This is a genomic window from Arsenophonus apicola (genome assembly GCF_020268605.1).
In the GTDB taxonomy this organism is placed as follows: Bacteria; Pseudomonadota; Gammaproteobacteria; order Enterobacterales; family Enterobacteriaceae; genus Arsenophonus; species Arsenophonus apicola.
Map to the genome: position 1 here is coordinate 1,457,620 of NZ_CP084222.1, position 13,467 is coordinate 1,471,086.

Below are 13,467 nucleotides of genomic sequence, written 5' to 3' on the forward strand. Positions count from 1 at the left end.
AAAGATAGTAAATTAATATTAATAGTGTATTTAAAGATTTTAATAGCCGTAGTTGCTGGAAGCCAAATAAAAAAATAGAAGATAGTAAGAATATTTTTATACATGCACTATTTTATGTTCTTAAAGATATTCGTGATGTTCAGGATTCTGACTCTGTTAGTCGCTGGCTTGATCCTGATACTAAGTCATTTTATGAAATTAGAAATGCTATAGAACATCGTTCTTTTAAGATTGTTGATAATTTCGGTTATACCTTAACACAATCTGATAAAAAAATTAAACAATATAACCTTATAAAGATTAAATATAAGAAAGAAAATCTTAAGAAACGGTTAGATGAAGTAAATAATGAAATATCTGAACTTAATAATAGGAAAAATTTTTCCACTCACAAGTTAGATATACTAAAAAAAGAAAAACAAAAAATTGAAAACAAATTGAATATTATAGAAAAACTAATATACGAACAAAAAAAATGTTCAAGTCATTCTATGATGATTACAGAAAATGAATTTGAAATGGAATTAATGACACTAATGAAGCTAGTCAGAAATTCAATTATGTATCTTGCTTTAGCTCTTCATATGGAGGAAAAAAATAAACCCGAGCATGAAGGAGCAGTCTTTTCTAGAGAAGTTCCAATGAAAAGTGAATAGATAAAATTAGTTAGTATTAATTATAAGAAAACTGTATTGGATAGTTTTCTTTTTTTTAAAAAATAGGTGTATTTTAAAATCATTGCTTTAAATTTATTTAAATATTGTTAAATGAATGAAATTAGCGGTTTAATGGATTACAAATTTTATTAAATATTAAGAAATTGATGGAAATTAAGGGGTTAGACTGGTAGTGTAATTCTTGCGTATGTAGGTAGATTTGTTGGTTGTGTATCGCAACCGGTCATTTTAATGGCGGGAACTCTCGCTTTCCTTGAATTGTTCTAATGGCAATGCGGTAATTAAGCTGCGCGAAAGAGTACCTACATACGTTTTCTTTTCTAGGATGAAGAATTAACATGACGGATACCAAAAAAATAGATGCGTTGAAAAATGCATCATCTCGTAGTGATTTGGCAAAATTATTAAATGTTAATGTGATTTTTTTGACTAACATTCTTTATAAGGTTGGAACGGATAACCAATATAAGCAATTCTCTATTCCTAAGAGAGGGACAGGGATAAGAGTTATTTCTGCTCCGAATGATAAATTAAAAGACCTCCAGCGTAGAATAGCTAATTTGCTGATAGATTGTAGGCAAGAGTTGTTCAACTCTAAAAAAATTAAAAATAATTTCTCATTTGGCTTTGAGAAAGATAAATCAATAATTTCCAATGCGAGTAGGCATAAAGGTAAACGGATAATTCTTAATCTTGATTTGAGAGATTTTTTTGGAAGTTTTAATTTTGGTCGAGTTAGAGGATACTTTATTTCAAATAGAGATTTTAAGTTAACGCCGGTTGTTGCGACAACACTGGCTCAGGCTGCTTGTTATAAAGGAGTTTTACCGCAGGGGAGTCCCTGTTCACCAGTTATAACTAATTTTATATGTAATATTATGGATATGAGATTAGCAAAGTTAGCTAAAGAGTTAGGCTGTACTTATACTCGATATGCGGATGATATTACTTTCTCAACCAATAAAAAGATTTTCCCTGAAGAGTTAGCAATACCTGAATTAGAAGGTGTAATTTTAGGCTCTCGACTTGTTAATGAAATTACAAAGGCAGGATTTAAAGTTAATGATGCTAAAACAAGGCTTGCTTATAAATCATCTAGGCAGGAAGTTACAGGACTGACTGTCAATCAGATTGTTAATGTAGATAGACGTTATGCCAAAAAAGTCAGAGCGCTAGCGCAAACACTTTACAGTACTGGAAAATATAAATTGCCTGATAAAAATGGTAATATGATTCTCGGAAACCTTGCTCGTTTAGAAGGCATGTTTAGTTTTATTAATTTCATTGATAAATCTAATAATATTGAAAATAAAAAAAATAAACAACCTGAAAAATACGTAAAAGTCCAAGAAAAATTAAATGGCTATCGTTTGCGACTAAATGCTAGGGAAAAGGCCTATAGCAAGTTTATTTACTATAAGTATTTTCATGGTAATACTATTCCTACAATTTTAACAGAAGGTAAAACTGACCGAATTTATTTAACAACAGCTTTGCATTCACTTTCGGCTATCTACCCTAATTTAATTGAAGAAACTAACAATGGCAAAAAGATTAAGCTTAATATCTGCAAGTCTAATACTAAGGCAAGTTATTTTTTAGATTTGTCAGGTGGAACTGCTAATCTTAAAAAATTTGTTATGAGATACAGGGATGAATATGAACTTTATTATGGAACTGATGCTAAAAATCCTGTGATTATTATACTTGATAATGACTCAGGTCCAAACAAGTTACTTGACCATCTAAAAAACAAGGTTGAAAACTGCCCTAATGACGTGAAGTCTATGAGAAGAATGAAATATATTCACGTAACTCACAATTTATATATAGTTCTTACACCATTGAGTGAGTCAGTGAGGGAAACCTCTATGGAGGATCTTTTTTCGCCAGAGGTTTTAAACATAACGCTTAATGGAAAATATTTTAATAAAGCTAATGATCAGGACACTGAAACAGAGTATAGCAAGCATATATTCTCCACCAAAGTAGTTCGTGATAAGAACAGGAATATCGATTTCAAAGGATTTAAGCCAATATTTGATGCTATTGAAGCAATCATTAAACATTATCAAGAATTGTCAAAGTCTCGAATTATAAATAAAGCTCGCTAAATTGTTTCAGTATTATTTAAATATAAATTCCTTATTGTTTTTTCACTATATCAACCCTATCATCTTAGATAACTCATTGATTTTATTAGATCATGAAAATAGTTTTTATAGTGAAAATTGAGGCTAACCTATTAATATTTAAATAAAAAAAGATGAATTTAAAATCCCTCGGCCTTAAGGCTGTGCGGGTTCAAGTCCCGCCCTGGGCACCATATTAAAAATTCGTTGAGTATCAGCGAGTTAAGCAGAAAAAAGAGCAACCTTTAGGGTTGCTTTTTTGCGTTTGGAGCTTGTCATTAAAAATCAAAAAATGGCAGCAAAAGGGTAGTAAATTGGCAGCACCGGTTGTAACGACCGTATGGGTTTAAATGAATTCTTTTTTGCATATGGTCTTTATAGCAAAAATGACAAGGGGAAACTGGCTGTGATTACATGTTTTTTCTTGTCCATATCGTATTTTTCTATGTTCATTACAATTTAAAAATAAAAAGAGCAAATATGTCACATCAAATTTCTGATTGGAATGCAATAGCGCAAGATTTTGTCGATGGAAATGGCGCATTGCTTATTGGTAATGGTGCTAGTAGGGCAGTTGACACTCGTTTTGAATATATCTCTTTATTTAAACACGCCAAAAAAAAACTTATGACTGCTGATGTACAAAAATTGTTTACCTTTTTTAAAACTAAAGATTTTGAATTAGTATTAAGACTTGTATGGCAGGCAACAAATATTAATCAAGCGCTGGGTATTAGTGATAATAAAACTAGAGATGCATATTTACACATTCGTGATTGTTTAATTGAGGTAGTAAGGGAAATTCATCCTGACTACCAAGAGATAGCAGAGCAAACAATATCGACAATTTACTCTTTTATTAAACAGTTTCATACCGTCCTATCTCTAAATTATGATTTGATATAATATTGGGCGGTAATGTATGGCCGTGATAAAAAAGATGGGTATGAAGTAAAAGACTGTTTTATCAATAAAAGGTTTGATGATGATTGGAGACGTTTTCGCGAGCCGTTAAGAAGAAATTCAACTAACACTACGCTTGTTTTCTACCCACATGGCAATTTAATGCTTTGTCGGAATAAAATAGAATCAGAATATAAAATAACTGTAAGCGGTGAAGATAACAATCTTTTGAAGTCAATACTTAAGCAATGGAAAACAGAAAACTATGTTCCCTTATTTGTAAGCGAAGGAACTGCTACGCAAAAAATTAATGCCATAAAGAGCAGTAATTACTTAAACACTGTCTATCGTGAGGTTCTTACTGATCTTGGGAAAAAATTAGTGATTTATGGTTGGGCTATTAGTGAGCAGGATCAACATATTTTAGACAGAATAAAATTATCAAAACCCGAAAAAGTAGCAGTATCTGTTTATGATAATGATCAAGTATATTGCAACAAAGTAGAACAGATAATAAGTGATAAGTTTGGTGCGAATACTGACATTGTATTTTATAAAAGTGATAGCTCTGGTTGTTGGAAAAATTAAGCTATCGTACTTAAAAGAGCCATAGTTGTATGGCTCTTTTATTATGAGTGTGAATGATATTGCTTACAGATTAGCTACCGATTAGGTGCTGCTGCATTAATCAACTGCGGTTTTATAATATACCTCGCCACTGTTTCATGACTAACAAATATCGTGCTGCAATAGACATTTTGACACTGGTTATAGTTTTCTTTGGTTTCGTTGGTAATATAGCGGGAACTACGAGCGCGGGCTGGCTGGCTGCAAACAGGACATTTCATCATGATATTCTTACCTTGGCCATGATGTGAATATTGTCGTCAATGGTTTTATTGTAATAAGACATTTAACATTTAGAGATAAACGAAAATCTGTGCTACGACGACGACTACGTAAGGCTAATTACCCGTCGCTGTCATCTAATTCAATATTTTGCTGGTCAATTTCAAATCCGCGATTGTCCGTTAGAGTTAAGGATATTAATCGGCTCTGTATTAGCATATTGATATTACAACGGCTGGCAGCTAACGCATAGGCAAGGGTATTTTCTTCACTTGTCCCATTCAATCAATATATGGCATTATTGTTATTTTCAACAATGCCATTTTATTTTATTCCTAAGCGACTCTATTTGAAGCGTTTATCGCCAAGCTGGTGGGATAATTTTTTGTAATATGGGCTTGCAGTGCTCGTTAGCATAAACAATCATCTGATCAGCCAGCAGAGCGCTACAAGTGAAGGCGCCATTTTTACCAAGTAATCGATTTTCCCAATCATTAAATGTATGTTGACCGATTAAGCTGGGATCAAGTTTATGCGCTTTTTCTAGTAAAGCATAAGCATAATATCGCAGCATCGTAGGAGAATCCCATTCGGTACCAAAGATTGCACTGGAGGAATAACGAGTAAAAACCGCCGATAGCGAGAAGAGATGTTCCGCTTTTTCTCTATTTGAACTTGATGTTAGTTCGTAGATATTAATAATCTGGTCATAATTTTCATTTTTCAATGTGTAACCCCGTTCAAAATCAAGCACACGAGAAAAGGTTTGGCTAAGTGCTTTTTGACTAGCATTATCTGTCAGTTTTGTAGCAAATACATTGGATTTAATGGCATCCAAGAATAAGGTTTAAGTTGGTCACTTAAATTTAATGTCGTAATTAATTTATCAAATGCTGTTTTATAATGAATATGCGAGAATGGATTAGAGAATAGGGGAAATTCTTGATTGTAACACTGTTGCAAACTATATTCTGCTGGACTTAAATTCTTGCCATCCTGAAAAAGAAAAATATTATTCCATTTTGTTTCCAGTTCAGGATGCAACATTTGATTGAGATCATTTTCAGTAATTACTAACACTCTACCGGGTTTTGTTGGAGACAATAGTAGATAATTTGCCGCTTGATTATCTGCCCAGTCCGCATGGCCGGCATAGTCACCAAAAATGCCCTCAATTTCTGCATGTTGTAGTTGTTGCTGAATAGCGGGCAAATCCAGATACTTTTTATACAACTGCTGCGCTGCAGTTTTCATTCCCTCAGTTCCTTTTATTCTGGCTGCTAGTATGGTTTGAATAAAGGCACTATTCAATTCGTCGGAAACCATCAACCGAGGGTGTTGGTTAAAATAATTGATAAAAGTATCAATTATTGTCGGATGCGTTTTCAATTTACTGAGTAGATGTGATGTATTGTTTTCTAGATATTTATCAATTAGTTTGTTAACAAACTGATTAATTTCTGAATTTTTTATGAAGGGCATTTTTCCTAAAGTATCTAACAACGGTAATGTGACAGAAGCAAGATTAAAAGTACTATTATCAATTTCTTGAATTAATTGCAGTGCCAATTTGGTTTTTAGCGCACTATATTGATTATCGATACTATCAATAGCGGTTAGAACACTTTTTCCACTATTATTAAAATGATTAAGCTCAAGATCTAGTATATCCATATAATTCATATGAACTCTAGAATTGAAATAATTGTTAAATGGGAGATTAAGAGAGAAAGTATCAATTGTGTTGTCCAGATTGGCGCCAGTGAAATTAGCACCACGAATAGTTACTGCGCTTAAATTAGCATGATTTAAATTTGCTTCAATTAGATTAGCATTAGTTAAATTAGCTAATTATAGGTTAGCTTCAGCCAGATTAGCCTGCTTCAGAACGCTATTTTTCAGGTTAGCCAAACTTAAATTAGTCTGAAATAAACAAGTATTCACTAAAGTAGCATTTATTATCTTTGCTTCATATAAATTAGCTTCAGTGAGATTAGCTTTATCTAGATTAGCTTCACTCAAGTTAGCCCTATTCAAGTTAAAATTACTTAAGTTTGATTCAGATAGGTTACTTTGTGTTAGCATAGCGTCAGAAAAAATGATTTTTCTCTTGTTAAGTTTAGTGAAATTTATCTTACTTAAGTTCTTCCTCATTAAATTAATATTTTGTCCTTGTTGTGTTAATAAATTTTTTAGCCTATAAAGGGAGATCCTCGTTAATGAATCTCCCATTTGGTCTTGCTCTCCCCAAACTCTCTCAGCCATTTTATATCCCAGTCCGCCCAACCCCTGAGTTCTGAGATGATAAAGACGCTCACCGATTGGAACTGGCGCTAACTCAAGATTACCGGCGGCATCCCGCAGATATTTTCGGCCAAATGGCTCGCCAGTTGCCGGATTTACCTGTACATAAATCGCATTGCCCCGTTCATGACCGATGTTAATAACCGAAACCTCTTTTGCCAGATCAGGTCGATAAGCGGTTTCTATATTAATTTTCTCAATTGGCGCAGCCGGAAAATCAGAGGCCTTTTTTTCGAGTGCTTTTATTAGTTTATTTAATCCACTGATTTCTATTTTTGACTGACTCGCAGCTTTTTTTAACGCATTAATCCCTTTTATTCCGCCGGATGTCAGCAATTCAAATCCCGGATCGACGCTGCGCAGAAAAGCGGTGCCTAATTTAGCTACCACATTGGGAGGCAGGATATTTGCTACATGAGGAATGCCAGATTTGACTAATTGTTTGCCTCCTTCGCTTAATGCCTGGCGGAATGTAGCCTGCTTTAATGCGGTTTGCAGTCCGTTAAGGGCAGCTTCTCCCGTGGCTATACTAAATCGTCCGCCAATATATACCGTTAAGCCAATAAAAGACAAAAAACCGGCCATATCCCATAGCCCTGCTTGAACAGCTTTGTCAGTATTCCCTTGTTGAGCTTCAGTAATTACCGTGTAGAAAGGAATAAGACTCAAGAAAAAAGCATCGCCTCTTTGGCGGGCGGTTTCCTGATAACCTTCTTGTTGGAGTTTATTAACTAATTTGTCGCGATGTAATGTCGCTAGTTGGTCAATTAAAACTTGCGGTTTTTCAGCGGTTTTTTTTAGCAAAGATGCGGAATGAAACTTTAATTGATACTCATTGTCAGTGCGAATTTCCGGCTCATGAGGAAACAGGTCGAGGATGTCATTTTTATTATTATCGACCCGAGAGAGTTTATAGCGTCCTATTTTTGTATTCGGTTGTTTTTGTAATGCATAGATCCGTTCTTCGCCGTTAAAGGTACATTTAAGCATATCAATCGAATCGGGAACGGGTGTAATAAATACACCCGAAGCCATTATCCCATCCCTGGATGATGGCGACAATGAAACGCCTCGAATACTGCCGAGGGCATTAAATTCGGCTTTTACCAGTTCAATTTTTGCACTTTCAATAAATTGCTGTTCTGCTTCTGTAAGCGAGTTAAAAACCTGAGGTAATAATGCCAGTTCTGTTTGTTGTGCAAAATCGGCAATTTTTTGATTCTGTTGGTTAAAAATAGTGTCGATATTGGGTAATAATACCGTCTGACCTTGTCTGTTTTGATATTCCACCGCACTATTTTTATACAGATAGTTATTTAACCAACTTTCATCAATATCATTTTCTTTTAGTTGCTGGCGGGCCAGAGCTGGCCGGCTATGCCAATTTTGTGATAAATTACTGAGTTGGATAAATGGATTATTATTGTTATGGTGCTGGGTTAAATGGTCAAAATAAGCGTGATAAACTGAGGCCATCGCTTTTTTATCACTCTCAGCCACTCTCGCTTGATCAGCATTTGTTAATACATCATGGATCATGGCCGGTAATTTGAAATAGTGAACATAGGTAGCCGGTACGGTTTCCTTAGATATTGAGGTTTCAAGCCACATACCGATATCGATAATTTCATCCAGACTCATGTTATTTAAATCCGCACCACTTTCACTCAGTAATCCGGCACCTGCATGTAAGTAGCCCCATTCGGGTTCATTTAACACCATCTTTTGCAGCCGTTGCCTTTCATCTGGGGTTTTTGGTTGCAATGTCAGTGTTGGCAGAATGCGATTTAAAATCCGTTGTTGATAATAATCACGAATTTCTGCATAGGGCAAAGTTAATTCGATATGATTGTGGTGATCATTTTTCAGATCTTGATGGCGTAACAAAAAATTCTCGGATGATTTAATCTGTTCTGTCTGCATTAAACGCCAGCTATCTGATGGAATACCTCCCATTATCATTTGTTGCAATTTATCGGTGATGGTGGCCGCTTGAATAAAGGCATTCTGCTGTGGTTGATATTTTTTTATCTGTGCTAGCAGCCAGTTATCAATAGGCATACCAAAAATTGCGTATTGCAGCCAGTTGGTAATAGCTGCCTGCTGACGTGCATAAGGTGCAGTTTCACCTTTACTAGCGCCATATTCTCCTAAAGGCTTTAACAGTAACCTGGCGAGCTCCGCTATCTTATCTTTGCTATAATCATAACGGTTAAGATAATCAATAATGCCGTTAGCAAGCTCCCGGGTCGGTATCGCCTTATCCTCTTGATTAATTATCTTTTCTTTAATTAACAGCGAACGCAACAGTCGATTTTGTTCATCATGGGCAAGCTTATCAAATTCTTCAATAGCTATTGATAGTGGTGGGTTAATAAATTGGTTAATTAAATTGAGGGTGTCATTTTTGTGCTGAGCTTCATTTTTATTTGACAATATAGTTATTGGTTTTTCTTGTTGGTTATGTATTTGCTCTTGTGGATTTACGTTGTTATTCGCTGGAACTTTATTCAAGATATTTTCGAGATTTTTTTTATCATTCTGGGAAAAATCTAATATTGATGTCATCCATGTCGTAGAGTAAGGAGAGTGAGTTATTGCTGGCATTAGGGATCCTATATTTACGTTTAAAAAATTAATTATATTGAAAACAAAATGTTAAAAAAATAAAAATTGTTTGTGTTTGTCAGTTAAAGTAATAATATTATTGATAAATTGTTTGGCGTGGCTGTTTAACTCCGTTAGAACAGCGTTGAAGACAATGACATTCTAGAAATTATACGTGAACGACTAAAGAACCCAGCTAAACGCGTCCGGCTAAACCTTGATGAAATTTAGTATAGAATTCAATCAACGCGCATTAAAAAAAAGGGTAAAAGCTGGATAAAAATATTCGTGAGCAGTTTAAAAGAAGTTAAAAATTTACAAGATAATCTCTATATCGAATCAGCAAGATTGCATGGTGAATTAGCAGGATGCTTTAAAATAAAACTACGTTTATCGGACTACATTATAGCCTACTAGGTGATAGAAGAAATTGTGATATGGGTAATAGCAAGTGCTAAAACGAAAAAATCAATAGCTCACAAGTCAGCTACGGGTCATATAACGCGATGAACTAAGATTTTGTTATTTAATTGTTTTATCTGTTTTTTTGTTGGTTTTCCTGGTTTAAAGAAATGTTTTGAGAAACTAGACTATTTTTCAGCCGCGCAGATAAAATAGGCATGGCTCGGGATAAAAATTACCGATAGAATGATAAAGATTCATTCAAAAAAATAAGCTGTTGTTTGAAATTAAATAATTTTGCTAAAACCCGCCTCGTGCGGGTTTTTCTTTTACAGGTACTGATATGGCGCGATTGAACAATTTAAATGGCAAACACAAATTCAACATCAACCGGCGGGAGAATTTTCACATCGGATCAAAAAGTCGAATTTGGCGATGGTTACAGTCAGGTTGCTGCTGGTGGCATTAATCCAGAAACACAAGCAGGGTCATTTTTATATTTAGGCAACAAAGCTCAAGTAACGCCTATATTTTAGCCGCCGCCATATATTAAAATCATTTATTTGCCCACTGCCATTTAGTTTTTTAATGGTCAACGATGATATCGCGTGCAGCCATTATTAAAAAATAGCATGTTAATTAATGACTACTTAATGCAATAGAAACAGATAGGTGGTTTAAAGTCTCACGGTTGGATAAGTGAGACATTTAGCTGATATTAATATTTTTATTCTGCATACTTTGGTATGCATGTCGTTATTTTATGAAGATTAGTAACGCAGATGTCTTTATTGTAAAGAGGTATTTATCATGATAACTAGCGTCCATCAATACTTAAATCTTGCTGGTTGGTTATCACCCATTTCTTTAAGTATGATATTTGTGTATTCAACAATAGGCCCTCTGTCATGTTCATTATCTTTATCAGGCAGCATTGTTAAAGCATGCACAATTTCATGCATAAATGAACGAAGCAAGCTAAAAGGCACGCGACTGCCATCTTCTATTTGGTATGTATCATAAGGATCTGGCTTTTCGAGAGGATCCATATTTAAGGAAATAATTTTTTTACCATCAGCAGCGGCTATCTGTTCGGCTGTGATAGTAGTACCAAACTCCTCATCTGCGGCTAATATCCATCCACCTTCATGGAGGATTTGGTCATAACCATAATTGAATAATCGTCTGAATGTTGAACTTTTGTCATAGGCAAACTCCATGATATTGGATAGAGCCTGTTCGCATTTTTTTGCTGCTTTTGATTTAGGGCTTTATCAGGGTCATATCTTCCGGCACCAGGAATAAATAGAGATTTTATTTCGGCAGCTGCATGTAATCGTTCGTTATTTGTTGCCAGTTTATCATGTTCAACTCTCATTAGTGATGGGTTGATAGATTGCATATTTAAGTCTGAATATTGTTTAGCTAACATCTCATCAATATTAGTTTTTATAGCTGCATTATCATTTAAGATAGTAGCAGGATAATGGCAGGCAGGATTAATTTTATGCATAATGAATATCCCCTTGGTTTGATAACTGAGAAGAATGAGTTTGTGATTTTAAATGTTAAATTTTATATGAAAAAAATAATTATTTGCATATTGGATTTTAACAATTATAAAACTAAATGAATGTTTTATATTATTTGAATGGGAAACATATTAAAGAATAAGAAAAGAGGGTTTGTGATCTGGTAAGACTGCGCATTGAGAAGGAATACTTGTGTGCTATGTTATTAAAAGCAATTATTCAAAATACTTTAACTTTACCCCGTGTAAGGAAACTATCCCGTTCGTTCTTTCACTCAATATATTAAGTAGGATAATTTACCATCTCGATAATTTTTTTATAGCAATTTTAGGTGCCTTATTAAGATGTCTAATCACTTTAAATGGCTGTATTTTTTGTGTTCCATCTAGGAATAACAAAAATGCTGAGAACAATATTTTCAAGTGCGGCAACTTTTACTTAAAAAAATATTTTTGCTATTATTTTTTTTGACATTAATCAGCTATTACTCCAATTAATTTATATTACGCTGAGTTGAAATCTTAACTTAAATATTAATCAGTAACTTTAACTTTTCACATTTAAACATGGACACACGCCTGAAGGGTTGAATATGCCCATGGCTGAAACACACTTCCGGGCGATAACTTATCTTTTCGCTTTCCTGATCATGATTTTATATAACCATTATGTCTAATTTAAGGATTAACTATAATAGATCAGGGATCAATTAATAAGCAGACAGAACTCAAAAACAGTTATTTAAAAGAAGTAAAATTACAGCTTCAACTTGATACGCAACGGAACTCGCAACTTAATTATATGAAAGCCAAGTTGATTGACGATTTGCAAAATGGCATAAAGCAGTTGCTCATCAAAGCGGTGTGTGCAAAGTCCGATAGTATTATTGGCATCACCCTTAGCACGGATAACGCAAGAACTGCTAAACAGGTGTCTGACGCTGAAGAAAATTATCGCTATATTAAGCTGTGAATTGAACCTCAGGACCTTTTTTGGCAGTTAGAAAAAAACAAAGAGGTTTATTGATAAAAACAAATACATTATCTAAAAATTATTTTTTGCTTATGAACAGCTATAGATAATTTTGTAACCAAAAATAAACCTACAATTAAGTAGGTTTATTGATATCTCATTTAACAATCTATTTAAAATATAAACTATTTCATTTGTGCTGGCATGCTTCTTTATTAGGTGCGGGTTCGCAATGGGTAGCGCCTGTTGCGAGATAATAACAGAGATCACCATTATTATTTATCCAGCAAAGCGGGGTTGTTGGGCTCCCGGTACTGACTGGATGTGCTCCTGTTGCTTCGGAATTTGTACCAGCTAGCGAATGATTATTAAATGTTAAAATTGCAATAACGATAAATAAATTAAATAATGCTTTCATAATTTTATCCTAAAAAATTTAAGAAAGGTTATTTTTTATCTAACACTATGATTTCTATGATAACATCATGTGTGCTCATGGCGCTATATTAATTTCATCTGCAGGCTGATATTGTGAATTAGATGCTTGCGTTTTGCTAGCTTCTTGATGAGTGTCTTTATCATTACTGGCTTCTTCTGTATTCGCTGTTTGATTATCAACATGCGCCGTAGCCGGTAGCGTGCTGAATGCAAAAACAGATAAAATAGTCATTAGTTTAAAAAAGGTTTTCATAAGTTGTCCTTGTTATTGATGAAAAAGCTATTAAACAATAGACGATATTAACAACTTTGCAACAAAAAGTGGTTAAGGTAATAAATATTCACTATATATTAATTACATCAAATGGTTAGCTTTAAATGGCGCAGCTACATTGGGTGACAATGGGATAAAATAAAGGACAAATATTATGTCACCGATCTGGGTGAGGCAAGATCCTCCCAATTGACGTTTGAAGTTGAGCAAAATTGTTTCCATTGCTATTAATTAAACAAAAACTCTTAATTTACATCAGATTAACAACATCACATATGAATGGTTTTTTTATAAGGAAATGAAAATGGCGCTCACAGAAGAACAAGAAGCATTTTGTCGTATATGGTTAATCAATTTTAATGGCATAAAAGCCGCTA

13 protein-coding genes and 1 pseudogene are annotated in these 13,467 nt (G+C 34.1%); 5 read left to right on the forward strand and 9 right to left on the reverse strand.

Translation table 11 applies throughout. From position 1 onward, the window contains the following. The first annotated feature begins 98 nt into the window (after positions 1-98). From LDL57_RS18350 to LDL57_RS06955, 3 genes and pseudogenes are all read left to right on the forward strand, one after another. Positions 99-656 carry a hypothetical protein gene (locus LDL57_RS18350; RefSeq protein WP_510516327.1) on the forward strand — a complete coding sequence of 186 codons (558 nt, stop codon included), beginning with the start codon at positions 99-101 and terminating at the stop codon, positions 654-656. 359 nt (positions 657-1,015) lie between these two features. After that, positions 1,016-2,791: a retron Ec67 family RNA-directed DNA polymerase/endonuclease gene (locus LDL57_RS06950; protein ID WP_225507368.1), complete on the forward strand. Its 1,776-nt coding sequence runs from the start codon at positions 1,016-1,018 to the stop codon at positions 2,789-2,791. A 498-nt stretch (positions 2,792-3,289) separates the two neighbouring features. Beyond that, a pseudogene (locus tag LDL57_RS06955) lies at positions 3,290-4,300 on the forward strand (DUF4917 family protein). A gap of 74 nt (positions 4,301-4,374) precedes the next feature. On the opposite strand, the gene LDL57_RS06960 reads toward LDL57_RS06955, so the two are convergent. The 5 genes from LDL57_RS06960 to LDL57_RS06985 all read right to left on the reverse strand — a co-directional run bounded on the left by LDL57_RS06960 (position 4,375) and on the right by LDL57_RS06985 (position 9,472). Continuing rightward, entirely contained in the window at positions 4,375-4,563 is a 189-nt protein-coding gene (locus tag LDL57_RS06960) for an ogr/Delta-like zinc finger family protein (RefSeq protein ID WP_180560049.1), read from the reverse strand. Positions 4,564-4,681: 118 nt separating this feature from the next. After that, positions 4,682-4,846: a hypothetical protein gene (locus LDL57_RS06965; protein ID WP_202881809.1), complete on the reverse strand. Its 165-nt coding sequence runs from the start codon at positions 4,844-4,846 to the stop codon at positions 4,682-4,684. A 73-nt stretch (positions 4,847-4,919) separates the two neighbouring features. Next, the gene (locus tag LDL57_RS06970) at positions 4,920-5,399 is read right to left on the reverse strand and encodes a hypothetical protein (RefSeq protein WP_225507370.1); all 480 of its coding nucleotides are present in this window, start codon (positions 5,397-5,399) and stop codon (positions 4,920-4,922) included. Continuing rightward, entirely contained in the window at positions 5,360-6,244 is an 885-nt protein-coding gene (locus tag LDL57_RS06975) for a hypothetical protein (RefSeq protein WP_225507372.1), read from the reverse strand. The genes LDL57_RS06970 and LDL57_RS06975 overlap by 40 nt, the downstream gene beginning before the upstream one ends. A 168-nt stretch (positions 6,245-6,412) precedes the next feature. Further along, complete coding sequence (locus LDL57_RS06985) at positions 6,413-9,472, reverse strand: pentapeptide repeat-containing protein (protein WP_225507374.1); 3,060 nt, start codon at positions 9,470-9,472, stop codon at positions 6,413-6,415. Positions 9,473-10,239: 767 nt separating this feature from the next. On the opposite strand from LDL57_RS06985, the gene LDL57_RS06995 reads away from it, so the two are divergent. Beyond that, positions 10,240-10,410 carry a phage tail protein gene (locus LDL57_RS06995; protein ID WP_225507376.1) on the forward strand — a complete coding sequence of 57 codons (171 nt, stop codon included), beginning with the start codon at positions 10,240-10,242 and terminating at the stop codon, positions 10,408-10,410. Between the two features lie 291 nt (positions 10,411-10,701). Here the strand turns inward: LDL57_RS06995 and LDL57_RS07000 are convergent, their stop codons facing one another. Together LDL57_RS07000 and LDL57_RS07005 are read right to left on the reverse strand one after the other, a co-directional pair. Then, positions 10,702-11,094 (reverse strand): PipA/GogA/GtgA family type III secretion system effector, encoded by a 393-nt coding sequence (locus LDL57_RS07000; RefSeq protein ID WP_180560047.1) that lies wholly within the window; start codon positions 11,092-11,094, stop codon positions 10,702-10,704. Beyond that, complete coding sequence (locus LDL57_RS07005; protein WP_180560046.1) at positions 11,004-11,387, reverse strand: hypothetical protein; 384 nt, start codon at positions 11,385-11,387, stop codon at positions 11,004-11,006. Before LDL57_RS07005 ends, LDL57_RS07000 begins: the two co-directional genes overlap by 91 nt. 820 nt (positions 11,388-12,207) lie before the next feature. Here LDL57_RS07005 and LDL57_RS07010 point away from each other — a divergent pair. Then, positions 12,208-12,378 carry a hypothetical protein gene (locus tag LDL57_RS07010; RefSeq protein WP_180560045.1) on the forward strand — a complete coding sequence of 57 codons (171 nt, stop codon included), beginning with the start codon at positions 12,208-12,210 and terminating at the stop codon, positions 12,376-12,378. Between the two features lie 190 nt (positions 12,379-12,568). On the opposite strand, the gene LDL57_RS07015 is transcribed toward LDL57_RS07010, so the two are convergent. Further along, entirely contained in the window at positions 12,569-12,796 is a 228-nt protein-coding gene (locus tag LDL57_RS07015; protein ID WP_180560044.1) for a hypothetical protein, read from the reverse strand. Positions 12,797-12,871: 75 nt separating this feature from the next. After that, positions 12,872-13,069 carry a hypothetical protein gene (locus LDL57_RS07020; RefSeq protein WP_180560043.1) on the reverse strand — a complete coding sequence of 66 codons (198 nt, stop codon included), beginning with the start codon at positions 13,067-13,069 and terminating at the stop codon, positions 12,872-12,874. Positions 13,070-13,467 lie beyond the last annotated feature (398 nt).

Bases quoted from the DNA above. Each gene is read 5' to 3' on its own strand.
- LDL57_RS06950 (WP_225507368.1), top strand. From the start codon at position 1,016: ATGACGGATACCAAAAAAATAGATGCGTTGAAAAATGCATCATCTCGT.
- LDL57_RS06960 (WP_180560049.1), bottom strand. From the start codon at position 4,563: ATGATGAAATGTCCTGTTTGCAGCCAGCCAGCCCGCGCTCGTAGTTCC.
- LDL57_RS06975 (WP_225507372.1), bottom strand. From the start codon at position 6,244: ATGAATTATATGGATATACTAGATCTTGAGCTTAATCATTTTAATAAT.
- LDL57_RS06985 (WP_225507374.1), bottom strand. From the start codon at position 9,472: ATGCCAGCAATAACTCACTCTCCTTACTCTACGACATGGATGACATCA.
- LDL57_RS06995 (WP_225507376.1), top strand. From the start codon at position 10,240: ATGGCAAACACAAATTCAACATCAACCGGCGGGAGAATTTTCACATCG.
- LDL57_RS07000 (WP_180560047.1), bottom strand. From the start codon at position 11,094: ATGGAGTTTGCCTATGACAAAAGTTCAACATTCAGACGATTATTCAAT.
- LDL57_RS07005 (WP_180560046.1), bottom strand. From the start codon at position 11,387: ATGCATAAAATTAATCCTGCCTGCCATTATCCTGCTACTATCTTAAAT.
- LDL57_RS07010 (WP_180560045.1), top strand. From the start codon at position 12,208: ATGAAAGCCAAGTTGATTGACGATTTGCAAAATGGCATAAAGCAGTTG.
- LDL57_RS07015 (WP_180560044.1), bottom strand. From the start codon at position 12,796: ATGAAAGCATTATTTAATTTATTTATCGTTATTGCAATTTTAACATTT.
- LDL57_RS07020 (WP_180560043.1), bottom strand. From the start codon at position 13,069: ATGAAAACCTTTTTTAAACTAATGACTATTTTATCTGTTTTTGCATTC.